The following is a 24,753-nucleotide window of genomic DNA, read 5'->3' as shown; positions in this document are numbered from 1 at the left end:
GCCTCCTTCTTATGGCTTGGTCTTTGCCGTCTTATACCTCATAATAAGCGCAAGTACGGTATTACTCAAAAAATGGGCAATTATTACTGCAGCTAAATTATTCGTTCGTTCGTACAAAAGCCCAAGCGCCACACTAATGAAAAGAACGTAACTAAATAAAACCGGCTTTCTCAAATAACGAAAATGAACAAGAGCAAATAATAAACTGGCTATAGGAAGACCAAATAGTTGCTGTAAGACTGCCCGAAACAACCACTCTTCTACAACAGCGACAACGAGACAAAAAAGAACAATATGTACAAATCCCATATGCTTAAATACACGTTCATTTAGTCCGCCATCATCTAAAAATGTTCTAGGAAGCAACTGATAAAGGGCTGCATTGATGAGCAATGCGCTCAAGGCAAATAACAACCCTTGCCAAAGTCCGGAAAGCCAATGGAGTTCAATGCTTAATAAAAAACGTATTGGCGATGAGCTGAACGTTACCAGAATAACGACACTTGCGATTAAGAGGATAAATTGTGATGAGTACATACTTAAATATAAATCACGGTCAGAAATGTCGTTAAATTCATTCCTCTTCTCACTCATTAGGTAGCTCATTTTTCTGTGAGACCGAATAAGATGTTCAGCTCTTCTTGCCATTCAAATCGCTTATCGTGTTTCGCATCTTCGTCTCTTTGAAATGCATTAAGCGTCAACCCGCATCGATCACAGCATTGACCTTGTAAAACAGGTTCTTCATCAAAAAAACGAAGCATGGTCGCTCTTCTACAGCTTTCAGCTTGATTAATGTAAGTGACAACGGGCTTTAAGCGCTCTAATCTTTCCTCTTGTCTGTCTTTAAAATAACGGTAAAGTTTAGTTGCTAAATTCTTGATCTTCGCTTCTTCTCGTAAAGTGTTCCACTTAATCCCCCACAGTTCCATCAAGTATAAGAACGTGCGCCCCTGTTCGATCTGTAGCTCTTCTAATCGCTTTACAATGGTTTGCTCATCAACAGCTTGTTTACTTAACTCGTTCATTACAGCAATCCACTCTTCTTCCGAACGTTCATTTCGTTGAACAAAGAACTGTGCATAGGCGTAATCCTCCGGTGAAATAAGAACTAAAGCTATACTTTGCTCATTATCTCTCCCTGCCCGCCCAATCTCTTGAACATATGATGCCATATCAAGTGGATAATGTAAGTGAACAACAAAACGGATATCGCTTTTATTTAACCCCATTCCAAATGCGCTAGTTGCTATAACAACATCTAGTTGCCCTTCAATGAATTGCTGCTGAATGAGCATTCGCTCCTCAGATGGCATTCCTCCGTGATAGTAACTGCTTTTCAACATCGGTATACGCTCTCGTAATTGCAGAAATAACGACTCTGCATGCGCTCTAGTTTGTACATAAATTAAGCCCGGCACTTTTGCTTTTTCCAACACTTCACAAAGTCTTTCTACTTTTTGCTTTGCGATTGAAACCTCTTCAACAAATAATGAAATATTTGAGCGATTCACGCTTTCTATAAAGCTTACAGGCTTGGTTAATGCTAATTGAGTCATGACATCTTCCCGGACAAAGGCTGAAGCCGTAGCTGTTATAGCAAGGCAGGGAGGATTTGAAAGCAACTCTTTAACATTTTTAATTCGTAAATAATCCGCTCGAAAATCATGTCCCCAGTATGAAACACAATGAGCTTCGTCAACAACTAAGTAAGCAATTCTTATTGGTATAAGCCTATTAAGTAATTCTTTAGATTGGAGCATTTCTGGTGAGGTGTAGAGGATTTTATACATGTGTAATTGATCCAAAAGTTCTCGTCTTTCATCCCAAGTAGAAAAACTATTCAGAGAAGCAACTTGCTTAATTCCTTGACGCTTCAATTGTTGAACTTGGTCTTCCATAAGTGATAATAGTGGGGAAATCACGATGGTTAAACCCTCGGTCAGTAGAGCCGGTAATTGATAACAGAGTGACTTGCCTCTTCCTGTTGGAAGCATCGCAAACACATCATTTTGATCGAGTAAGGTTTGAATAATTTCTTTTTGTCCCGCTTTAAATGATCGAAAACCAAACAGCCGATACAGATCATGTTCTAACATTTGATTGAAGTCCCTTTCTTGCTAATACAAGTCGAATTTCAAAATAACTAGCTTTTCCTACTAATTTATCGTGAATAACTTTTAGTTTCAATGTTTTTTCCTGTTCATGTATCGTTTCAATTGCAACCCTCACTTCATCTGATACATACGGTTCAATTCGAAACATAGAATTAAGTAAGGCCAGCTCAACAAGATGATCTTCAATGGTTGATTGCTTTAAAGATCTTTTTTGAGCTAACTGTTCAACAGTTTGAAAATGTGGCAACAGCGCAGCTGTTTTTTGGGCAGAAACCGTTCCTTCAACATGTTGTTCTTGTTTTGCTAACTGTTTAATGAGTGGATATCCCTCGCTTAATGAAGCAATTGTCAGCATGTGATGCAATGTACTCGTATGTCGTAGTTGCACTTGTTCAAGCGACATGTCGTATTCATACGCTAGCTGTGGTTTTGACAAGCCGAATCGCTGCGGTCGTGATAATTGCCTGACGAACATTGATGCATGCAGAGGATCTTGTTGACCTAGCAAATCTTTTACTTCCTTATATAACTGTATTTGCAATGCTCTTCGCTCATTTCTGTGATGAGGCAGCATTTGTTTGATAGATTGTTGTATATGTGAATCATTTATGACAGGAATAAATCGTTCATTTGCATGTAAATTAGCAAGGGTTTGAACAAGTAATGCGATACGCTGCCAAAATAAAGGGGCAACTAATGCATATTTCCATCCATTAATTTTTTTGATGTAGTCATGTGTATGAAGCCATTGCTTGAGATAAGCAAGACCCGATTCAGTAAATTGAAAAGTGCCCTCATCTTCTTTCACATAAGCACTTGCCTGTATGGTTTGCGTCAGTTGATTTAATGTTGGCCCTGTCATTTCTTTACATATGCCAAATAAAGGCTGTACTTGAAAAAGAGCAGCATCCTGTACTGTTTGTGCCGATCGTTTTCCATGTAAGAGATGGTAGGCACCAGAAATTGATCGTTCCCCTTTTAGACGATACATCGTAAGCAAGAGTAATTCTAAATGCAGAACACGTCACTCCTTTCATTAAAAATATTGTATCAAACATCTTTTTTTTTGTCCCTTTCCATTGCTATATTTAATTGCAAGGTCTACAATTATCCCATTGATATAGGTCGGACTAATTAATAGGAGCAAATGATGAAACGATGTTACACCATAGTTGATATAGATACTTGCATAGCTTGTGGTGCCTGCGGTGCCGTTGCACCAGATGTGTATGATTACAATGATGAAGGCCTTGCTTTTGTCTATCTCGATAACAATCAAGGAGTCATCGAAATTCCACAACTGTTTATTGATGATGTGATTGATGCAAAAAACGGATGTCCAACTGATTCAATTAAATATGCAGATGAGCCTTTTAATGGCGATCCATTAAAATACGAATAAATGTATATATAAAAGCATAAATAGGCTGGATCTCAATATTTTTTTATTGATTTCATTAATAAGATGTTCTATTTTTTTCTTTAAATACGAACTTTAGCTATTGACTTCCATCCTTACCTTATGATAAATTATCTAACAAATCAATGAATAGAGATGCGTTGAGGAAGACATGAAAAGAGCGTGGCTGATACAGAGAGCTGATGGTTGGTGCAAATCAGTGAGGCCTTCTTTGATAGCCCTTCTAAGCAGACACATTGAAACGAGTAGATGTGATCCGGTTTATTTCCGTTATAAATACAAGTGATTTGCATAACATGCATTTAAACGAGGGTGGTACCGCGAGTAACTCGCCCCTCACGGCTATTTAGCTGTGAGGGGCTTTTTTTTATAAATAGATTAAATAATGGAGTGGTGATGAAATTGACAAGAGAACGATTTAATGTGTTGGTCGCTGATCAAATGAGCGAAGAAGGACTTCGACCGTTACTCAATTCTGAAACCGTACATGTAACAAAGGCAACTCTTGAAAATGCGGGTGATTTATCGATTTATGACGCCTTAATTATCCGTAGTGCCACGACCGTAACAAAAAAGGTGCTTGAGCAGATGACTCGATTAAAAATCGTTGCCCGAGCAGGTGTTGGTATTGATAATGTTGATCTAAATGCCGCTACCAAACACGGTGTGGTTGTGATCAATGCGCCAGACGGTAATACGATTTCAACAGCTGAACATACCTTCGCAATGATTAGTTCGTTGGTCCGTAAGATTCCCCAAGCGAATGCTTCAGTAAAATTAGGTGAATGGGATCGCAAAGCTTATCAAGGTGTAGAATTATTTGGGAAAACATTAGGGATCGTTGGGTTTGGGCGAATTGGAACTCAATTAGCACAACGAGCAAAAGCCTTTGAAATGAATGTACTTGTCTATGATCCTTTTTTAACGACTACCCGTGCTGAAAAATTAGGAATTGATCAAGGAGACTTAGAAGAAGTTCTCCAACAATCAGATATTATAACGGTTCATACCCCTTTAACGAAAGAAACAAAAGGTTTACTAAATATCGATTCCATCCCATTAACAAAGCCAGGTGTTTACCTTATCAATTGTGCACGTGGGGGAATTATTGATGAAGATGCATTAAAGCATTTTCTTAACAATGGTCATGTTGCCGGAGCTGCACTGGATGTATTCAGCGAAGAACCTGCTACGGATCGCGCGCTAGTTGATCACCCTCATGTGATTGCTACTCCACATATCGCAGCATCTACGAAAGAAGCACAATTAAACGTAGCTGCGCAAGTTTCTGAAGAAGTGTTGCAGTTTTTAAATGGTGAGCCTGCCAGAAATTCAATTAATCTTCCTTCACTCTCGAAAGAAGTATACGAAAAAATCAAACCTCATTATGACTTAGCAAAAACAATGGGTTCATTGCTGTCACAATTAATGAGACTCCCAGTACAAGAAATTGATGTATACTACAGTGGAACGGTTACAAAAAATGACACTAGTGTACTGACGAGAAGTTTAATATCAGGTTTCTTACACCCAAGAGTTGACGCCCCCGTCAATGATGTAAACGCATCGTTAATTGCTAAAGAACGTGGAATAACGTTTGGAGAAAAGCAGTTGACGCAAAATTTCGGTTACTCTAATTTAATTCAAGCGATTGTTCATGGCGAGGGACGCAAACTTGAAATGAAAGCAACTTTTATTAAAGAGTATGGTCCTCGAATCGTTTCTATCAATGATTTTCCAATTGACATTGTGGCAGAAGGACATATCCTTTACATTCAGCACTATGATCGTCCTGGAGTCATTGGAAAAATGGGCCAACTATTAGCAAAGCACGATGTCAATATTGCAACGATGCAGGTCGGTCGTAAATCTATTGGTGGAGAAGCCATCATGATGGTCAAGGTCGATAAGCATGTAGAGCAAGCTGTTGTAGATGAACTTCTTACCTTTGACGAAATTGCCCTAGCCAATGTAATCGATCTTTAAAAAGAACAAAGGAAACCCATCATTTGCGATGTGCAAGGGATGGGTTTCCTTGGCTATTCATATATTGTTAAAGGAAGTTCCGCCTTAGTAAGTGTACTCGAATAGTCATGTGTTGCTAAACTCATGTAGTCCTCAACATCTTCTGTTACAAGAAATTTCGCACTAAAAAACAAAATACCGATCGCAAAGCCAAGCAACAAAACAATTGAAATTCGTCTCATGAAGTCAATCAAACTCGTCATATAATCCCCCTCGACTTTATCCAAACGCTACTTGGGATCTATATGAGCAAGTGACTCACGATATTCATTCTACTGTCTTTCTTCCTTCATAAAAAACATCATCAACGTCTAATTCCTTATTCGCTAGCCTCGCTACTGTAAAAAAATAATCTGATAGACGATTGATGTATGGGCCAATTGCTTGCGGGACGTTTGGAACACTTGAAAGAATTCTCTCTGCTCTTCTTGTGTCTGTTCGACAGCGATGCAAAGCTCCTGCGGTATGGCTTCCACCAGGTAAAATAAAGCGGGTTAATGGCCCAACGAGCTCTGTATACACATCAATTCTATGTTCAATTGCTTCGGTATAAGCTGGAACAATTTTTAAGGGGATCGTGTTGTTTATATTTGCAAGATCCGCACCTAAATCAAATAATTGGTGCGACAAAACAACAAGTTCAGCAGCTAATTGATCAAGACCTTCTGTTCTTGCGATGGAAATGCTCATACCTAGTGAACTATTCAATTCGTCAATCGCACCGATTGCGTCTATGCGGACATCCGTTTTTTTTACACGAGCGCCAAGAACGCTCGTTTCCCCCTTGTCGCCACCCTTTGTATAAATCTTCATTGCTTCCCCTCCTTATTATTTAAAAGCCAACCAGGTTTAATCGAAAATTGTTTACATGCTGTGCTAGGTTCCAGCCAGCTATAAAATGTTGTTCCATACAATTTCTGTAGCTCAGCTTCATTTAAGATTGTCTGCGTTAAACCCGACCTTTGTACCTGACCCTCATTTAACAGAACCACTTTGTTGCAATAAAAGCTAGCCATATTTACATCATGTAAAATACATATAACGGTTATTTGCTTCTCATCAACCAACAGGCGGAGGTGATCTAGAAGAGAGACTTGATGAGCTAAATCCAGATGATTTGTTGGCTCATCCAAAAACAAACAATCAGGCTCTTGTGCAAGTGCTCGAGCAAGCCAAACTCGCTGGCGTTCCCCACCACTTAAAGAAAGCAAATCGCGGTTTTTTAAATGAATCGTTTTCGTATCTTTCATTACCTGATCGACAATTTGCCGGTCTTGCTGGCTTTCTTGCATAAACAGACCCCGTAAATGCGCATAACGTCCTAGCATGATCGTATCTACTACCGTTGCTTGAAATGTTACATCACTCGCTTGAGAAAGGACAGCCATTTTCTTTGCCCTTGCTTTAAAAGACATTTCATTTAAACGCTCACCAGTTATTGTGACGCTGCCATTATTGCTTTTGATGGTTCCTGTCAATGCCTTTAAAAGTGTTGTTTTTCCACTGCCATTTGCGCCAAGTATTCCAATAAAGTCTCCTTTTTCTGCGGCAAAAGATACATTTTTTAGGATCCATTGATCGCCTTTTTTCACAGAAAGATTTTCTGCCTTAATCATACATCATCTCACCCTTTTTTCGTCCGATATTGTCGGTACAACATCCAGCTAAATAAAGGCGACCCGACCAATGCGGTTACAACACCAATTGGAACTTCAGCTGGAGAAACAATTGTTCTCGCCGTTAAATCAGCTACTACCAAAAATCCAGCACCGAGTATCGCTGAAAGAGGGAGCAAATGTCGATGATCTCCGCCCCAAAGCGAGCGCACCATGTGAGGCACAACTAAACCAACAAAACCTATTGTTCCTGATACAGCTACTGCAGCACCTGTTAGGCAAGTGGCCCCAACTAGGATAATAAACTTTTTTAATGTAACAGAAACACCTAGTTGCTGAGCAGTCTCTTCTCCATAAATAAAAGCATTCAATTCTCTCCTAGTTGTTAGAAGAAGTGTGACACCTATGACAAAGAACGGAAGCATGATCCATACATGGGACCAACCTCTCATGCCCACACTCCCCATCAGCCAACTAATAATTTGCCTTAAATCCTCTTGTGAAAATGCCACCAATAATGACAACCAAGCTCCTAAAAATGAACTTATAATGATACCGGTTAAAATAATCGTTTCATTTGCCAGCGAACGCTGGACAAGCCTAGTAAAAGCAATAACGAAGAGCAAAGTAGCAAACCCACTTAAAATAGATACAAATGGCAAAGTTAATGTACCTAAAAATGAAAGGTGAAAAAACAACACTGTCACCGCACCTAGTGCTGAACCAGATGAAACACCTAATGTAAAAGGATCAGCTAGCGGATTTCTAAGTAAACCTTGAAACGCAGCACCAGCTAAGGCAAGAGCGGCACCAACCAATAGTGCCAACACTATTCGTGGAAGACGAACATGCAGAATAATTTGAACATGCGATGCCTCTAGCTCGACTCCTAATGGCACACCAAACCCTTCTTGTAAAAGCGTCAAAACAACCGTTTCTAAAGGAATCATGACGCTACCATACCGAATTGCAAAAAGAACGATAAGTAACACAAGTAGAATGGATATGCCATATGGTAGAATTCCTCTTATTCTCCTTGATTGACCGATCATAGCTCCATTCCCCTAACGTATTCAAAACACCACTGGATTCATAAGAAAAACAGCACACGTAGACCATAAAGTGTGCTGTTTAATAAAATCTTTTTGTCAAACAGTTTTTCTTCAGTCCTCGAAAGAAAAAACGCTCTATTCCATTACGGCAGGTTACCTGACTTTTACAACAAACGTAATTACAGTGGCGGGTCCGCGCTAGATTTTCACTAGCTTTCCCTATTAAGCATTTTCATGCATCCGTAAGAGCTTCTATTCAATTGTGCTATAACCATCATGTAAGTGAATGTTTCCTATGAAACAAGATTTATCGTGAAGATTCGTCAGAGAGTACACTCATTCGAGGAATTAAGAACCTGAATGTTGTTCCTTCACCAAGCTTACTTTGAACTGTGATCATACCAGTATGAGCTTCTATGATATTTTTTGCAATTGCTAATCCTAAGCCTGTGCCTCCACGTTGTCTCGTTCTAGCTTTATCCGCTTTATAAAATCGCTCGAACACATATGGTAGATCTTCCTCAGGAATGCCACTACCTGTATCAATAACGGAGAACACATCGTAATTGGCTTCCCTTTCATACCTTACTTGGACGGTGCCATTAGCGTCCGTATGACGAATCGCATTGTGAATTAAATTGGTTAACACTTGCTCAATTCTGTCCGGATCAAAGTTAGCAATTTGCTGGGGTTCCGCACCAACTAGCTCAATTCGTAACAGCTTTTCCTTTTGATAGTTTGCGAACTTACGAACGATTCTTTCAAGATAGGAATCAACTTCAACTGTCTCTTTATTTAAATCAATAAATCCTGCTTCCATTCTTGCCAAATCTAATAATTCGTTAACCAACCGTCCCATTCGCAATGATTCATCATAGATAATTTGAGCAACTTCTTTTCGTTCTTCATCACTAGATGTAACACCATCTACAATGGCTTCACTGTAGCCTTGTAGCATTGAAATCGGTGTACGTAATTCATGTGACACATTTGCAATAAAATCTTTACGCAATTTGTCATGTCTTCTTTCTTCTGTAACATCGCGAACGACTGCAACTGCCCCACGCACATGATTTTCTTCGTATAGAGGCGCCATTAAGATCGCCATGCTTCTTCCCTGCACCGACTGCTCCTGAAGCTCTTCTGTTTCAGAATGAACAACTCTTTCAAATAGGGGCTGTAATGCTAGGGGAAGATGGTTTCCTGTTTGCTTTGCTTGGCCTTCTTCATAAGATAGCATGTCCAAGAACTGCTCTGCTTGAGGATTCGTAAGCAAAACAACGGCATTACGATCAAGTGTAAACACACCATCAGCCATACTTGCTAAAATTCGTGAAAGCTGCTCTTTTTCTTGATTTAACTCAGATATATTCCGATTTAATTCTCTACGCATCCGATTAAAAGCAATCGCAAGCTGACCAATTTCATCCTGTGTTAAAATAGGTACTTTTGTATGAAACTTACCTTGCGCTACTTCTAAAGCAGCTTGACGCATTTTGCGAAGTGGCGCTGTAATTCGTGATGACAAAAAGAACGCGAATATTGTTGTTAAAACCAATGCAATACCTGCAGACAGGTAAATTAATCTTCTTGTTTCTTCTGAGGCTTCTTCCACAGCAGCTAACGGTTGATAGAGAAAAATGGCACTTGTATCGTCACCTTGCCCTAATGGAGCGCCAACAATCATTACTTCCGTTTCTTCGGACTCAGAACCATTTAGCGGATAGCTATCCTCTTTTATTGTTCTTTCTCCTTGTTGTAAGCCGTCAGTAGGCCAACCGCTTACCAATTCTTGTGGGTCCATCTCTCCAACCGCGTCATCGGTTGCACTCCAAATCTTTTCACCATTTTCTACAACCATTATGTTTATTGAAAACTCATTGCTAATGGTTTGTAAATAGTCAAACGTACCTTCAAAATCCGAATGGCTTTCATAAATTGAAATGGCCATATTGGCATAACTGTTTAAACGACCTTCAGCCTCTTCCAGGTTGGAGTCCTCTGTAAATCGAAGCAACATGACCATTAACACGGTTAATACAACTGTAACAAGCAAAAGAATGGTTAACCAAAGTTTTCCTACTACGCTTTGCCATAACATTAGCCACGCGTCGCCTCAAACTTATAGCCAACGCCCCAAACAGTTGAAATGATTGCCGATACTTCAGGGGAAACACGGTTAAGCTTTTCTCTTAAACGCTTGATATGTGTATCCACTGTCCGTAAATCACCAAAAAACTCGTAATTCCAGACGTCTTTTAATAACTGTTCCCTTGAGAAAACTTTATCTGGAGATTGGGCTAAATAAAATAGCAGCTCATATTCTTTAGGTGTTAAGCCAATTTCTTGATTGTCAACACTTACACGATGGGCATCGTTATCAATCATTAACGGACCAAATACAAGCACATCTTTGGTTTGTGTATCTGTTTGTAAAAACTTTGTCGCAGAAGCTCGTCTTAATAACGCTTTTACTCGTAAAACGACTTCTCGCGGGCTAAACGGTTTGACAATGTAATCATCTGCACCCACTTCAAATCCTTGAACTCGATTAGCCTCTTCCCCTTTTGCCGTTAGCATCATGACAGGCGTCGCCTTGGTTTTACGTAACTCTTGGCACATCTCAATTCCATCCATACCTGGCATCATCACATCGAGTAAAATTAAATCATATTCTTCCTGTAAGGCTTTTTCCAATGCTTCTTCTCCATTGCTCGCTTCTTCAATCTTGTACTCTTCCCGCTCTAAATACATTTTCAAAAGACGACGGATCCGATCCTCGTCATCTACTACTAATAATGTTGGTTGATAATCCATAATAGCCTCCTTGTTCAATCAATCATTCTCTTCATCATTATAAACAAGCGATCTAGAAAATATAGATCGGTTTCTTAATAAGTGTACCATGTATTAAAAATGAGTTTCTAATTATAATGTCTCTCAAAATCAAAAAAGCAGAACTGCTACAGGAAACCTGTAACAATTCCGCCAAATAATTATGCATAAGAATGCAGACCAACAATAAACAAGTTAACAATAACTAAATTAAACATGATGATCGCAAAACCAATTACACATAACCAAGCTGACTTTTCGCCATGCCATTCCATCTTCAGCCTTAAGTGAAGGTAGGCAGCATAGAATAAAAACGTAATAAGCGCCCATACTTCTTTAGGATCCCAGCCCCAAAATCTAGACCAGGCAATTTCTGCCCAAATCATGGCAAATACAAGACCACCTAGCGCAAAAATTGGAAAACCAATGGCAATTGCACGATAACTAAATTCATCCAGCGTAGATGGACTTGTCCCTTTTAATAAAGGTTGAATTAAGTGAGTCAATCGTTTTCGAATCACGAGTCGAAGCAACCAGTAAAGGACGAGACCAAGTGCAAACGACCAAATTAACGTGTTTAAGTCACCTGCTTCAATAATTGCAGGCATGGATATGAGTGGATCCATTTTATCTTCCGTTATGTTAACCCACTCATTTGGTCCAACAAGCGCTGGTAAATTGTACGTCATTGGCACTTGAGATTCTTGTCCATTTTGATCGACATAATTAAACTGTGCTTCGTAACCTGCTGCTGAAAATCCATGCGTTAAAATAGCGTTCGCAACGACACAAATTAAACCGTACATGATAATTTCCAAAACACGAGGTTTCCAGCTATTCTCTTTTATATCAATACTTCGAATTAAAAACGCCAGACCTGCAGCAAACCCAATTGCTAGCAACCCTTGGCCGATTGCTGTTGTAATAATATGTAGCTTCAACATCAATGGCATTTGTAACGACGGCACAAGTGGCGCGACCGCTGTTGAAAAAGTGGATGCATAGACAATCAAAAGCATCACTGTAGGCATCGTAAACAAGCCAGTGACATCTGCACGACTTGGATAAATAAAATAGATGATCGTAAATGCAAGCGCCATTGCAATACCAAGCGTTGTCATGTACTCAAACATATTGCTTACTGGAGCATGTCCTGAAACAGACCATCTTGCAAAGAAATAGCCAAGTGAAAGAACAAGACCAAGTAATACAAAGGAGATACCCCACTTGCTCGATTTAGTATGAGAAGAGCTTTCTTCTTTGCGTTGTTTTGATAATGAAAACGCAAAGAAGACAGTAGCTGTTAAATATGCAAAAAAAGCAAAAAGTAATAAATTAAAACTTAAACTAAGCATCCTGTCCCCCTGTTCCTCTAAGCACCTTTAGAGTCCTGCTTCGCTTTTCCCTCTTCTTTATCAACAGGAGAAAGCAAGTTTGTTTCAGATAAACTTTCATTTATCTCCTTACTAAACGACATCCAGTTTCGATTTGTATGACCAGCAATCCAAACCTCTTGACCAGATTTTTGGATCCATACCCGTCTGTGGGCCCAGTAAGAACCTTGGACTAGACCGATAATAAAAATAGAGCCACCAGCAATCAGTAAAGGCATTGTATGATCTTTACGTACGGTAAGAATGCTCACATTTGTTAAATCAACACCAACAAACGTCATTTTGTATTCATTATCACCATGCGGTTCAATATTTTGTTGGATTCCAATTAAACTTGTCTCGCCTTGAGGCGTATCTGGCGTCACCATTGAGAACACGAAGCTCGGGTTCTCTGGAATGCTATTTCGCGTCGACGGCTCTCCATTTGAATTAATATAGAAGTTTGGATAATACTCAACAATTGAAACCGAATAGCCATCACCTAGGTCATAATGAATGTCAGGATCAATTAAATTAATTGTTAATTCTCCATACGTTTCAGCCGTTTCTTTGTTTTCTAATGTAAAGGTCATTTCATGAAGTTCATTTATTCGATAATCCGTTTGATATAGGGAGATTGAATCGAATGTAAGTGGGTCGTTCACTGAAATGGTCTTTTCTTTAACAGCTTCGACTTCTCCATCCCCAATAATACCCGATCGCTTGTACAGAGTTGCCTCTGTTTCAAACGATTCTGGTACTGCCCCAGCTTGGGTAGCGAATGCCTCCTGAAAACGCTCATCATTTTCGTCATAAAGTTTAATTGAGAAAGCGTGATTTTCTAATAAATATTCGGAATCCGTTTGTGGGATAGGCGCTCGCTCACCTTCTCGAACCCACATCGTAGTATCAAGATACATACCAGGAATATAACGCAATAAACAACCAGCTAAAAATAAAATAAGACCAACATGGTTTACATAAGGACCCCAGCGGGCAAACCGATTTTTCTCGGCTAAAACATTTCCGTTTTCTGTCCGAATTGAATATCGCTTTGCTTTAAGAGCTTTTGTTACTTTTTCCACTTCAACATCCGATTGTTCAAGAGATGTTGTTTTTGAAACAAGCCTTTGCCGCGTCATAAAGTGCTTGTGCCGTGTCACTCTTTGCGCTTTTAGAGCTTTATATAGAGGAATACCACGGTCAAAACTTGCAACGATAATAGATATAGCTAATGCAACAATTAATGCTATGTACCACCAGGAACTATATAACTCGTGTAAACCTAAATTGTAATAAAGGAGACCTAGTGAGCCATAGGTTGTTTCATAGAACGTAGACGCTTCCTCTACTCCTGGACGAAGATTATCTTGAGGAAACAAAGTACCAATTGCTGATGCAAATAAAAGGATAACAATGATCCATATTCCAACTTTTACTGAAGAAAAGAATGCCCAGATTTGATCTAATACCGTTCTTTTTTTCTTTTGCGAACGGATAGCGGCTCCTTCATAGCGCATATTAACGCCTTCTTTTTCAGCCTGCTCTGTTAAAGGTTTACCGCAAGCAGCACACATCTCGGTTCCTTCTTTGTTAATGTGTCCACACTCACAAACTTTTTTCGCATCCTCCATGCGAATACCTCCTCTGAACCTTTAACTCTCCGGTACAATGCTTTCATAGAATTCTCTTACCATGTCTTCCGTTAATTCACCTTGATGATACCGTTGAACTTGTCCATGTTCATCGACTAAAACAGTAGCAGGTAATGGACCAATTCCGTAAGCCCTTGTCACTTCTTGCCTTTGATCAATCGCTATTGGAAATGAAAGCTGATGACGTCTGACAAATGAATCGACTGTTAATGGTGCTTCGTTTACATTAATAGCAATGGTTTCAACTTTGTCTTCATACTCTTGATACGTGTTTTCAATGTGAGGCATTTCTCGCTCGCATGGCTCACAAAACGTACCCCAGAAATTAATCAATACCCCTTTACCTTCTTGCTGTGCAAGCTCAAAGCGCTCATCGTTTAATTCCTGAAGTGTAAAGTTAACGGCTGAATCACCAGCTCGAACAACGCCATTGTTTGAGTTGTAATTTGCCCAAAAAGTATATCCGATTGCACCCGCAATAACTAACAAAATGGAAAGACGGGTGATCGTTCTTCGTTTTTTGCTCAACGGATGCTCCCCCTCGCTTAACTATGTGAACGTTTTCGCGCCATTTCATTATAACGCGCATCGCAAATTAAACTTGTTCTTATTTATGACGGTTTCGTGACAGCCATCTCTTTTAATTGTTTAACTTCAAATGGTTTTAGCACACGATGTCCACCTGGCTGTAATTGTCCAAGCGTCAAAAAACCATAGCGCTCACGCTTTAATTTCATTACTGGATGACCTAACTTTTCCAGCATTCTTCTTACTTGATGGTTTTTCCCTTCATGAATGATAAGCCTAACGATTGCCGTGTTTTTCTTTCGATCCGCTGACATAATCTTCACTTTTGCTGGAGCCGTTTTTCCATCTTCTAACAAAATGCCGTCTTCAAGCTTTTTTAATTCCCGTCGGTCAGGAATGCCTTCGACCTTAGCAATATATTCTTTTTCAACTTTATAACGGGGATGCATTAACACGTTAGCAAAATCACCATCATTCGTCAGTAAAAGAACGCCTGATGTATCATAATCCAGACGGCCGATAGGATAGATTCGTTGTTTGCTTTCAATAAAATCGGTTACGATTTTTCGTCCTTTTTCATCATTTGATGTCGAGACAACTCCTGTTGGTTTATAAAGTAAATAATACACGGGCTCTTCTTTATACAAAGGGACGTCATCCACTTCAACACGATCTTTTTCAGGATTGACTTTATACCCTAACTCCGTTACTTTTTTTCCATTTACTTTTACACGACCGGCTGTAATATACGTTTCTGCTTTTCTTCGTGAAGCCACGCCTGCTTGAGCAATGACTTTCTGCAATCTTTCCATCTTACTCACCTCATTGCCATCATAACGAGTTTTCTTGTTTGATACAAGTAGGCAGACGAAAAGCATCCTCACCGTCCAAAGAAAAAAAGCGTAATGAAGTCTATTTAGACTTCATTACGCTTTTTTTCTCTACTTTTAAATTGTTCCAAACACCAAACCAACAATAACAACGGCTGCAATAATTCCAACTAAATCAGCAAGAAGTCCGACCTTTAATGCATCCCCCATCTTCTTAATTCCGACAGCACCAAAATAAACGGTTAATATATAGAAAGTGGTATCTGTGCTGCCTTGCAGCGTAGCAGCCAACCTTCCAATATAGGAATCTGGTCCATGAACGGCCGTCAAATCAGTCATTAAACCAAGAGCACCTGTGCCCGATATTGGTCTTAATATCGCAAGTGGCACCACTTCTGCTGGCATTCCTATCCAAGAAAGCAGTGGAGCGAGGCTCGATACAAGTGCTTCCATAGCACCTGATGAACGAAAAACGTAGATAGCAACGAGCATTCCAACAAGGTATGGAATAATGGAGGTCGCCATTCCAAACCCTTCTTTTGCTCCTGAAACAAACACTTCATAAGTCGGTACTTTTTTCAAAGTTGCTATGAGGATGACAATTCCAATTAACAAAGGAATCATCCAAACTGAAAGCATCGTTAAAACAGCCACTTTTACTTACGCTCCTTTCTCGACCTGAGGAAGTAAAAGAACCGATCTATACAGATGGCCCCAAGCATCGCACACCCAGAAGCAAAAATTGTCGTACTGACAATATCTGTTGGTGCGCTTGAATCATAAGACATGCGAATGGAGATAACCGTTGTGGGAACAAGGGTTAAACATGCGGTATTTAAAGCTAGCAAGGTCACCATTGATCGACTCGCTTCATCTTTTCCGCCATTTAATCGCTTTAACTCTTCCATAGCTTTTATTCCCATTGGCGTTGCCGCGTTACCTAACCCAAACACATTTGCTGTGAGGTTCGATAAAATATACCCCATTGCCGGATGATCTTTTGGGACCTCTGGAAAAATCCTACGAGCAAGGGGATGAACGAGTTTTGCTAACCCTTTTAAAAGCCCAGCAACTTCAGCTACTTTCATTAATCCAAGCCAAAACGTTAAAACACTAATTAAGCCAATACAAATCGCAACTGCTTCTTTTGCGCCATCAAACACACCAGCTGTTACCTCTGACATCGTCCCGTTTACTGCTGCAAACACAAGCCCAATTAACAACATACCTGCCCAGATAAGATTAATCATGAAGGGCTCACTCCTCCTATAAAGGAGATCATTTGCTTCATTTTATCCCAAAATGAAGGCTCTTCTTTTACCTCCTCTTTGTAGTAAAGTGGCGTACTCTCGATCACTTGATTGTCGATTTCAAAAGACAGTTTTCCAACTGGCTCCTTCACTTGTTGCTCGGTCAACTCTCCATTCTTTGGCGGTTCTACTAACTCAATCGATGGCGTAACATGATTCTTTTCTTCAGCTGACAGTGGATATTTTAAATCATAAGGAACCATTAGTTTTCCTTGATAGAAATCATCCGTCCGACTTTTTAACTCCCCTTTTTTTGCTAGCGTTTCTAAAATGAATTGATCAAACCCCCAGTTAAAGAGATTCATATGATCGTCCCAATCATTTGGATCATTTAACGTCACCGTAATGAGATCTAAACCGTCTTTAGAGGCCGTTGAGACTAATGTTCGTTTAGCAAGCTTCGTATAGCCTGTTTTTCCTCCTGTAGAGTAGGAATATTTTTCGGTCAAGAGCCTGTTTTTGTTATGAAAAACGCGAACGTTCTCGCCTTGAGAACGATGAACTTTAGTTGAGGCGATTTTTCGGTACGTGTCATTTTCCATCGCATACTGAGTCAGAAGTGCCATATCGTACGCACTTGATAAATGATCAGGATGCGTATCTAGCCCATGCGGGTTACGAAAGAGGCTATTTGTCATGCCAATCTCTTCTGCTTTTTCATTCATTAAATAAACAAAACCTTCTGTACTTCCCCCGACATGTTCCGCAATTGCCATTGCTGCATCGTTCCCACTTCGCAGCATTAAGCCATAAACAAGATCTTCGAGCAGTAATTTTTCTCCAGCAACTAAATACAATGAAGACCCTTCCGTTCCTTCCGCATTCTTGGAAACAACCAGGTTTTCATCCATTTTGCCTGATTCTATAGCGATAATCGCTGTCATGATCTTTGTGATACTGGCAATTTTTAAAGGCTGGTGTTCATTTTTACCATAAAGAACCCTACCTGACTCCTGTTCCATTAAAACCGCAGCCTGTCCGGATACCGGAAAGGAGACCACTTCTTTTGCAAACGCAGATTGTGAACTCATCGCAATTAAAAAACTAATTAATCCTACTAAAACCCATTTTCTTTTCATCGCACCCTTCAACTCCCGCACGGTTTATATAAACTTTATGCGAACAAGCTTTAGATATGACAAGCTTTCTAGAATAAACGCAAATGAAAAAAGCCAGTTCAACATTTGAATGAACTGGCTCCTTTCTTACCCTTTTGGTTTAAATACAAGGGATGCTATAAAACCAAAAATAATTGCTGCAGAAATCCCCGCACTTGTTATTTCAAATATTCCTGTGATAATACCGATTAAACCAACGCGGTTCGCCTCATCCATTGCCCCTTGTACGAGTGAGTTACCAAAGCTTGTTATAGGAACCGTAGCGCCTGCTCCTGCGAAATCAACGAGTGGTTCATATAAACCGAACCCTGCTAAGATCGCCCCGCTGACAACAAGAGTTGACATTGTATGAGCTGGAGTAAGCTTGCCAACATCCATTAACAGTTGCCCTATTACACAAATAAACCCGCCAATAATAAAGGCCCATAAAAAAATCATTGCGATACCCCCTTAGTTGACTCAATGACAACCGCATGAGCAATACAAGGAATGGAATCTTTTTGTTGAAAAGAAAGAGGTGATAAAAGTGCACCCGTTGCAACAACAAGTAGTCTTTTTAATTCTCCTTTTTTCATCTTTTCAAGTAGATGGCCATATGTGACAACAGCTGAACAGCCAGGACCACTTGCTCCTGCCAGTACAGGCTGACTTTCTTTATAAATCATTAATCCGCAATCTTGAAAAACATCATGACCGAGTTCATATCCTTTTTTCTTAAGTAATTCCCTACAGATTGGTAACCCAATTTGACCCAAATCTCCAGTTACAATTAAATCATAATCATCTGGCCCGCGATTAAAGTCTTTAAAATGAGTTTCAATCGTAGCTGCAGCTGCTGGAGCCATGGCCGCTCCCATATTAAATGGATCGGAAATACCCATATCGACAATTTTTCCAAGTGTCGCTCCCGTTACAAAGGGTCCCTCACCGGTTCTTGCAAGAAGACAGGCACCAGCTGCAGTTACTGTCCATTGTGCGGTTGGTGGCTTTTGTCCACCATATTCAGTCGGATAACGAAACTGCTTTTCTGTTGCTGCATTGTGACTTGATGCGACAGAAACAATATGTTTTGCTCCGTGACCATTCATAATAAATGCCCCGATTGCGAGTCCTTCCATTGACGTTGAACAAGCTCCAAACATGCCTAAATAAGGGATTTCCAATGATCTTCCTGCAAAACTCGAAGGGGTGAGCTGATTAACTAAATCTCCAGCTAACATAAAGCTAACATCTTCTTTTTTTACCGATGCTTTCTTCAATGCTGTGGTAATGGCACCTTCTATTAAAATGGATTGTGCTTTTTCGTACGAGCGCTCCCCGATCCAAAGGTCATCATGCAGCAGATCAAACGCTTCTGGAATCGCCCCATTTGCTTCGAATGGTCCTCCAACTGTTCCTGTAGAAACAATCGCTGGACTATTCTCAAAAACCCAACTTTGATTTCCTGTTAACATATTAGATCACACCACCCTTTAGCAGTATCGTTTTTATAAGCGCAATAACAAAGGCGGCTACTGTCCCGAATACAATAACTGAACCAGCAAGTTTAAACATATTGCCTCCTACACCAAGGACATAACCTTCTGTTCGATGTTCAATGGCAGCTGATGCAATGGAATTGGCAAAACCGGTGACAGGCACAGCAGTTCCTGCTCCAGCAACTTGAGCGATGCGATCATAGAAGCCAAGCCCTGTCAGTAACGTAGCTATGAAGATAAGAACCGCTACTGTCGGGTTTCCAGCCGTTTTTTCTGTAAAGTCAAAGTACGTATAAAAGAACACTTGTAAACATTGTCCGATGAAACAGATTGAACCACCAATTAAAAAAGCAATGATGCTATTTTTTAAAACAGGTCTTTTTTTCTCATATGAACTCGCTAATGTTTGATACTCTTTTTGCTCTGGAGTTGGTTTATTTTTTGACATGCCTTTTCCTCCTATCCTTTAAGATGTTTTTCAATTACCTTTATTTTTTTCTTCAGTTCGTCTTCAGTTAAATGCTTGTCTTTTATTTGTTCTTCAGCATCTTCAAGCTCTTTATAAATTTTTTTATCTGTTGAGATGTGAATTGTAGAATCCGGATACAGTGCTTTAATTCGATTAAATGCTTCTTTGCGAACGGCTTTTAATCGAAATCGATCCAATTGCTTCACGTGAACAGCCATTACCAGATCTTCGTGATACTGAATTCCTCGTACGCTTAATACTTCATCCATGGCAATCAGTTCATCTTTAGCCCTGTCTGAAGCCTCCTGTCCATGTCCAGCTGCTTCTTGTAGTTTAAATGCTGTCCCTTTTTCATCTTCTTGTGCCGTACACCCTGTAACCACAAAAAAGATGATGCTCAATACAAATAGACGTTTAACCATATACATACCTCCAATTCCAATCTTTGCAGTTACAAATAGGATGGTATTATTGAGGTTTTCTACACATGAAATTATTGTCATATTCTTTACGGATAAGTACCCTGTTTTAACAAACACTTAAATGAATAGAGCACTATATTTATTCTTCCATTAGGACTGATCTACAATGCAAAGCTACATTTCATTAACAACAGAGTTAATTATTGGATTTTTTGCTCTGTTGCTTCTTTCAAAAGTGCTAGGGAAAAACCAGATTACGCAATTAACACCGTTTGACTTTATTTCCGCTTTAGTAGTTGGAGAACTTTTGGGAAACGCCATATACGATGAGGATATTAGCTTGCGCTATGTTCTTTATGCGATTTTTATCTGGGGTTCGCTTATCTATACAATTGAAATGCTGACGCAGAAGTTTCGTATTACAAGAGGACTATTAGAAGGAACACCTTCAGTCGTTATTGCAAAAGGCCGCATTCAGTTTGAAGAACTTAAAAAAAATAAACTGGATTTAAATCAACTTCAACATTTATTACGGGAAAAAGGTGTCTTCACGATTCGCGAGGTAGAATATGGTATTTTAGAAACAAATGGCTCAGTCAACATTCAACGTAAACAAGCATTTCATTCGCCAACAAATAAAGACCTAATGATCCAATCAGAAGAACAAGAACTACCCCTCGCGCTTATAATGGATGGCGAGGTTATTAAAAAATCGCTTAAACGTATTCAAAAAACAGAAGAATGGTTACAAAATCAATTAAGTAGCAGAGGAATCTCATCACATCGAACCGTTTTATATGCTGAATGGATCGAAGGAAAACCATTATTTTTACAAACCTATGAAGCAACCACACCGAGTGAAACTTTTTGATTAAGCACCTCGTAAAGAGGGTAAGAATGACATATAAATTGTGTTCCATTAGCATTATTGTTTACAATAGTAAATGAGGACGCTAAGCTGAGCGCAAAGCCTTAGAGGAGGATGTTAAGATGGCCATGAAGGATTTATTAAACAATGCATACTCGTTAGGTGTTGGAGTAGCATCAGCGAGCAAAGAACAGATTGAAAGAACAGTTAATGATCTTGTGCAACGTGGGGAAGTAAAACGTTCCGAGTCGAACCAATTAGTTGACGACCTAGTAGCAAAAGGTCAAAAAGCGCAAAAAGAGATTGAAAGTATGGTCAATGAGCGAATTAAACAATTTCTTGTTTCCCAAGATGTCCCGACAAAATCTGAAGTAGATGCCTTAAAAGCGCGCATAGCCATTTTAGAGAAAACACTTAGCGAAAAAAATCAGTAAAAGAGCAATAAAGAGTGGCTAGAAAGGACAGAGCCAATGCTAAAAAAAAGAATGCGTTACCTATCTAGATACCAAGATATTATCACAGCTCTTTATCATTACGGCTTTGGCCAAATTGTCCGAGATTTAGGTTTGCTTGATAGACGAAAAAAAGGATCTAAAAACAAAGCTAAAAAAGACTCTGATTTATCAGTAGCAAAGCGAATTCGCTTATTATTAGAGGAACTCGGCCCTACTTTTATTAAAATGGGTCAACTCGCAAGCACACGTGCTGATTTGTTTCCTCAGCACGTGCTTTCCGAGTTAGAAGAGCTTCAAGACAATGTTCCCAGCTTTTCTTACGAAGAAGCTAAGATCATATTAGAAGAAGAGTTAAATGCACCAATCGATCAATTATTTCACTCATTTAATCCAGAACCACTCGCTGCAGCTTCCATTGGCCAAGTCCACCAAGCGGAACTTCCTACCGGTGAATCGGTTGTTGTTAAAATCAGGCGACCTAATATTGGTCATATAATTGAGACTGATTTAGCTATAATTGAAGATTTACTTGAACTAGCAGAGGAACGTATTGCCTGGGTAAAACGATTTCGCCTAATTGACTTATTCCATGAATTTGCTTCAGCATTAAAAGAAGAAATCAATTATAAAAACGAAGCAAAATACGCTGAGCGAATTAAACGACAAGCAAATAACACGCACCATATGTATACACCTGTAATTTACTCAGCATACTCGTCCATAAAAGTGTTAACCATGTCCTATGTTGATGGAACAAAAATTACGGAAGCTACATATGAAAAAGGTTTTGACCAAGAATTAGTCGCTGAACGATTCGCAACAGGTATGTTTGAACAAATTTTTGTAAACGGCTTTTTTCATGGAGATCCGCACCCAGGAAATATATTCGTGACCAAAAACAACGATATTATATTAATCGATTTTGGAATGGTTGGTCGTCTTTCAGACGATATGCGTCACAGTCTAGCTTTACTGGTTCAAGGATTAAAAAGTCGTCATACAGATCGCGTTATGGATGCTCTCTTTTCGATGAATATCGTTCATGAACAAGTGAATCGAGATCGATTAAGAGATGACCTTGATCATTTACGATTAAAATACTATAACGTGCCAATGTCTGAAATTTCTATAGCAGAAGCGGTTCAAGATCTATTCGCAGTTGCCAATGACCACGATTGCTTGATTCCACCTGATTTAACAATGCTTGGAAAAGCACTACTAGCAATTGAATCAATTGTTTCAACAATGGCACCAAACGTAGCGATCATTGATATTGTTGAGCCTTTTGGAAAAATGTTAATTAAAGAACGTTATGATCCAAGGCGATTTGCTAAAAAAGTTCAGAATGAAGTATCGGATAGCTTCCATACACTCCGCCTTTTACCTAAAGATGTTAGTAAAACGTTAGAAGATGTACGAAAAGGTAAATTGAGAGTATCCGTATCAATAAAAGAAATGAAAGATCTAATTAAAAAAGTCGATCGCATTAGCAATAAGTTGGCTTTTTCTGTTGTGCTTCTATCCTTTAGCATTATTATGGCTGGTGTCATTATTGGTGGTTCATTAACTGCTGAACCAACCATTCTTCTCCAAATTCCAGCAATTGAAATTGGTTTAACCATAACGTCTCTTATGTTTTTATGGATCATCTGGGCCATTTTTCGATCAGGACGTTTCTAGAATGAACAAGAAAGTAGCAGGTTGATGACATGATGATTGAATTTGCAATGCCATCGTACTTATTTGCCGCACTCCTTATTGTAAACTTACTGCTGGCTGCTATTTTGATTTTTATTGAACGTAAGGACGCGCAGGCAACATGGGCATGGCTGCTTATTTTATTTTTTATCCCGTTAGTTGGCTTTATTATTTATATCTTACTCGGTCAAACATTAACTCGTAGAAAAATGTTTCAATGGGAAGGCATCAAAAAGGTTGGGTTGGATCATTTAATTAAAGATCAGCAAAATGATTTACTCGATCCCTCCTTTCGCTTTAACAGCAAAACCGTTGACGAGAATCGTGATTTAATCTACATGCACTTAATGAACAATGATGCCATTTTAACGAAGCAAAATCAGATTGATATTTACACGGATGGTGAAGAAAAGTTTTCCAAGCTTTTAGACGATATCAACCGAGCGGAAACCTTTATCCATATCCAGTATTACATTTTCCGCTACGATGGGATTGGAAAGAAGATCATTGATGCTTTAACAGAAAAAGCAAAACAAGGCGTAAAAGTCCGCTTATTGTATGATGACCTAGGCTCCCGCTCTCTAAGAAAGCGTTATTTAAAAGATTTTCGAGCCGCCGGTGGTGAAATTGGTATCTTCTTCCCTTCTCGGTTTACGATCGTCAATCTTCGCTTAAATTTCAGGAATCACCGCAAGCTTGTTAACATCGATGGCAAATGTGGCTACATTGGTGGGTTTAATGTTGGTGATGAGTACCTTGGTAAGAAAAAAAAGTTTGGTTATTGGCGTGACACCCATTTACGGATTGAAGGTCCTGCCCTTGCCGCGATTCAAACTCGTTTCATTCTTGATTGGAACCAAGCTGCCAAAGAGTACCATATTTCGTACCATAGTCGTTATTTTCCTGAAGTTGAAGCACGGGGCGAATCACCCATTCAAATTGTTTCGAGTGGACCTGACTCTGAATTCGAGCAAATAAAAAACGGTTATCTAAAAATGATCATGGATGCAAAAAAATCGATCTTAATTCAAACGCCTTATTTTATTCCTGATCAAACGCTACTAGATGCTCTACAAGTAGCCTCTCAAACTGGAATTGAAGTAAAAATAATGATTCCAAATAAGCCGGACCACATGTTTGTTTACTGGGCTACTACTTCACACATTGGGGAGATGTTGAAAACAGGCGCTACCGTTTATATTTATGAGAATGGTTTTATTCATAATAAAGTTTTAATTGTTGATGAGGAAGTTTGCTCCGTCGGCACAGCAAATATTGATCAACGAAGCTTTAAACTTAATTTTGAAGTCAATGCATTTATTTACGATCCAAAGATTGCCCAGCAGCTCATTAACGATTTTAATGAGGACATTGCCGTCTCGACGTTGCTCACTCCAGAATTATATGAAAATAGGAGTAAACGTATACGATTCAAAGAGTCCATTTCGCGACTGCTCTCACCTATTCTTTAAGTATTAAAAAAA

26 protein-coding genes, 1 riboswitch and 1 other annotated feature are annotated in these 24,753 nt (G+C 39.4%); of the genes, 6 read left to right on the top strand and 20 right to left on the bottom strand.

The genetic code is table 11. From position 1 onward, the window contains the following. Positions 1–9 precede the first annotated feature (9 nt). Genes JOC54_RS07390 through JOC54_RS07380 form a run of 3 tightly spaced genes read right to left on the bottom strand, consistent with a single transcriptional unit; the run spans position 10 to position 3,108 of the window. Entirely contained in the window at positions 10–594 is a 585-nt protein-coding gene (locus tag JOC54_RS07390) for a CPBP family intramembrane glutamic endopeptidase (RefSeq protein ID WP_204465403.1), read from the bottom strand. Between the two features lie 8 nt (positions 595–602). Continuing rightward, complete coding sequence (locus JOC54_RS07385) at positions 603–2,099, bottom strand: RecQ family ATP-dependent DNA helicase (RefSeq protein ID WP_204465401.1); 1,497 nt, start codon at positions 2,097–2,099, stop codon at positions 603–605. Beyond that, positions 2,086–3,108 (bottom strand): YpbB family protein, encoded by a 1,023-nt coding sequence (locus tag JOC54_RS07380; RefSeq protein WP_204465399.1) that lies wholly within the window; start codon positions 3,106–3,108, stop codon positions 2,086–2,088. The genes JOC54_RS07385 and JOC54_RS07380 overlap by 14 nt, the downstream gene beginning before the upstream one ends. A gap of 159 nt (positions 3,109–3,267) precedes the next feature. Here JOC54_RS07380 and JOC54_RS07375 point away from each other — a divergent pair, with 159 nt between their 5' ends. Both JOC54_RS07375 and serA read left to right on the top strand, forming a co-directional pair. Continuing rightward, entirely contained in the window at positions 3,268–3,519 is a 252-nt protein-coding gene (locus JOC54_RS07375) for a ferredoxin (protein ID WP_437183520.1), read from the top strand. 149 nt (positions 3,520–3,668) lie between these two features. Continuing rightward, positions 3,669–3,877 (top strand) — a binding site (T-box leader). A 56-nt stretch (positions 3,878–3,933) separates the two neighbouring features. After that, positions 3,934–5,523 (top strand): phosphoglycerate dehydrogenase, encoded by a 1,590-nt coding sequence (serA, locus tag JOC54_RS07370; RefSeq protein ID WP_204465396.1) that lies wholly within the window; start codon positions 3,934–3,936, stop codon positions 5,521–5,523. Between the two features lie 53 nt (positions 5,524–5,576). On the opposite strand, the gene JOC54_RS07365 is transcribed toward serA, so the two are convergent. The 17 genes from JOC54_RS07365 to JOC54_RS07285 all read right to left on the bottom strand — a co-directional run bounded on the left by JOC54_RS07365 (position 5,577) and on the right by JOC54_RS07285 (position 20,248). Beyond that, positions 5,577–5,765 (bottom strand): hypothetical protein, encoded by a 189-nt coding sequence (locus JOC54_RS07365; RefSeq protein ID WP_204465394.1) that lies wholly within the window; start codon positions 5,763–5,765, stop codon positions 5,577–5,579. Between the two features lie 64 nt (positions 5,766–5,829). Continuing rightward, entirely contained in the window at positions 5,830–6,375 is a 546-nt protein-coding gene (locus JOC54_RS07360; protein ID WP_204465392.1) for a cob(I)yrinic acid a,c-diamide adenosyltransferase, read from the bottom strand. Then, complete coding sequence (locus JOC54_RS07355; RefSeq protein WP_204465390.1) at positions 6,372–7,178, bottom strand: ABC transporter ATP-binding protein; 807 nt, start codon at positions 7,176–7,178, stop codon at positions 6,372–6,374. The genes JOC54_RS07360 and JOC54_RS07355 overlap by 4 nt, the downstream gene beginning before the upstream one ends. 8 nt (positions 7,179–7,186) lie before the next feature. Continuing rightward, positions 7,187–8,230 carry a FecCD family ABC transporter permease gene (locus JOC54_RS07350; protein ID WP_204465388.1) on the bottom strand — a complete coding sequence of 348 codons (1,044 nt, stop codon included), beginning with the start codon at positions 8,228–8,230 and terminating at the stop codon, positions 7,187–7,189. A gap of 130 nt (positions 8,231–8,360) precedes the next feature. After that, positions 8,361–8,490: riboswitch (cobalamin riboswitch) on the bottom strand. Between the two features lie 47 nt (positions 8,491–8,537). Further along, on the bottom strand, positions 8,538–10,331 hold the full coding sequence (locus JOC54_RS07345) for an ATP-binding protein (protein ID WP_204465386.1): 1,794 nt from the start codon (positions 10,329–10,331) through the stop codon (positions 8,538–8,540). Further along, positions 10,331–11,047 carry a response regulator transcription factor gene (locus JOC54_RS07340; protein WP_035418430.1) on the bottom strand — a complete coding sequence of 239 codons (717 nt, stop codon included), beginning with the start codon at positions 11,045–11,047 and terminating at the stop codon, positions 10,331–10,333. Before JOC54_RS07340 ends, JOC54_RS07345 begins: the two co-directional genes overlap by 1 nt. 179 nt (positions 11,048–11,226) lie before the next feature. Continuing rightward, positions 11,227–12,420 carry a c-type cytochrome biogenesis protein CcsB gene (gene ccsB / locus JOC54_RS07335; protein ID WP_204465384.1) on the bottom strand — a complete coding sequence of 398 codons (1,194 nt, stop codon included), beginning with the start codon at positions 12,418–12,420 and terminating at the stop codon, positions 11,227–11,229. 17 nt (positions 12,421–12,437) lie between these two features. Then, the gene (gene resB / locus JOC54_RS07330; RefSeq protein WP_204465382.1) at positions 12,438–14,072 is read right to left on the bottom strand and encodes a cytochrome c biogenesis protein ResB; all 1,635 of its coding nucleotides are present in this window, start codon (positions 14,070–14,072) and stop codon (positions 12,438–12,440) included. Between the two features lie 21 nt (positions 14,073–14,093). After that, on the bottom strand, positions 14,094–14,621 hold the full coding sequence (gene resA, locus JOC54_RS07325) for a thiol-disulfide oxidoreductase ResA (RefSeq protein ID WP_204465380.1): 528 nt from the start codon (positions 14,619–14,621) through the stop codon (positions 14,094–14,096). A gap of 83 nt (positions 14,622–14,704) precedes the next feature. Beyond that, on the bottom strand, positions 14,705–15,433 hold the full coding sequence (locus JOC54_RS07320; RefSeq protein WP_204465378.1) for a pseudouridine synthase: 729 nt from the start codon (positions 15,431–15,433) through the stop codon (positions 14,705–14,707). 135 nt (positions 15,434–15,568) lie between these two features. Further along, positions 15,569–16,105, bottom strand: coding sequence for a spore maturation protein (locus JOC54_RS07315; RefSeq protein ID WP_204465376.1), 537 nt, complete (start codon positions 16,103–16,105; stop codon positions 15,569–15,571). A gap of 2 nt (positions 16,106–16,107) precedes the next feature. Next, a complete protein-coding gene (locus tag JOC54_RS07310) occupies positions 16,108–16,701 on the bottom strand; it encodes a nucleoside recognition domain-containing protein (protein ID WP_035418424.1) in 594 nt (197 codons plus the stop codon). Continuing rightward, positions 16,698–17,840 (bottom strand): D-alanyl-D-alanine carboxypeptidase family protein, encoded by a 1,143-nt coding sequence (locus JOC54_RS07305; RefSeq protein ID WP_204465374.1) that lies wholly within the window; start codon positions 17,838–17,840, stop codon positions 16,698–16,700. Before JOC54_RS07305 ends, JOC54_RS07310 begins: the two co-directional genes overlap by 4 nt. 126 nt (positions 17,841–17,966) lie before the next feature. Further along, complete coding sequence (gene spoVAE, locus JOC54_RS07300) at positions 17,967–18,317, bottom strand: stage V sporulation protein AE (RefSeq protein WP_035418422.1); 351 nt, start codon at positions 18,315–18,317, stop codon at positions 17,967–17,969. Continuing rightward, the gene (spoVAD, locus tag JOC54_RS07295) at positions 18,314–19,333 is read right to left on the bottom strand and encodes a stage V sporulation protein AD (protein WP_204465372.1); all 1,020 of its coding nucleotides are present in this window, start codon (positions 19,331–19,333) and stop codon (positions 18,314–18,316) included. Before spoVAD ends, spoVAE begins: the two co-directional genes overlap by 4 nt. 1 nt (position 19,334) lies before the next feature. Further along, on the bottom strand, positions 19,335–19,805 hold the full coding sequence (gene spoVAC, locus JOC54_RS07290; RefSeq protein WP_204465371.1) for a stage V sporulation protein AC: 471 nt from the start codon (positions 19,803–19,805) through the stop codon (positions 19,335–19,337). Between the two features lie 11 nt (positions 19,806–19,816). After that, on the bottom strand, positions 19,817–20,248 hold the full coding sequence (locus JOC54_RS07285) for a hypothetical protein (protein WP_204465370.1): 432 nt from the start codon (positions 20,246–20,248) through the stop codon (positions 19,817–19,819). 166 nt (positions 20,249–20,414) lie between these two features. Here JOC54_RS07285 and JOC54_RS07280 point away from each other — a divergent pair, with 166 nt between their 5' ends. The 4 genes from JOC54_RS07280 to cls all read left to right on the top strand — a co-directional run bounded on the left by JOC54_RS07280 (position 20,415) and on the right by cls (position 24,741). Next, on the top strand, positions 20,415–21,119 hold the full coding sequence (locus JOC54_RS07280) for a DUF421 domain-containing protein (RefSeq protein WP_035418417.1): 705 nt from the start codon (positions 20,415–20,417) through the stop codon (positions 21,117–21,119). A gap of 119 nt (positions 21,120–21,238) precedes the next feature. Beyond that, positions 21,239–21,550 (top strand): phasin family protein, encoded by a 312-nt coding sequence (locus JOC54_RS07275; RefSeq protein WP_235194474.1) that lies wholly within the window; start codon positions 21,239–21,241, stop codon positions 21,548–21,550. A gap of 36 nt (positions 21,551–21,586) precedes the next feature. Then, complete coding sequence (locus JOC54_RS07270) at positions 21,587–23,251, top strand: ABC1 kinase family protein (RefSeq protein ID WP_204465369.1); 1,665 nt, start codon at positions 21,587–21,589, stop codon at positions 23,249–23,251. A gap of 29 nt (positions 23,252–23,280) precedes the next feature. Beyond that, positions 23,281–24,741: a cardiolipin synthase gene (cls, locus tag JOC54_RS07265; RefSeq protein WP_081765605.1), complete on the top strand. Its 1,461-nt coding sequence runs from the start codon at positions 23,281–23,283 to the stop codon at positions 24,739–24,741. Positions 24,742–24,753: the final 12 nt, after the last annotated feature.

This window comes from Shouchella xiaoxiensis, from assembly GCF_016907895.1.
In the GTDB taxonomy this organism is placed as follows: domain Bacteria; phylum Bacillota; class Bacilli; order Bacillales; family Bacillaceae_D; genus Shouchella; species Shouchella xiaoxiensis.
The sequence above is the reverse complement of the archived record's forward strand: the minus strand, read 5'-3'. Positions and strand labels throughout refer to the sequence as shown.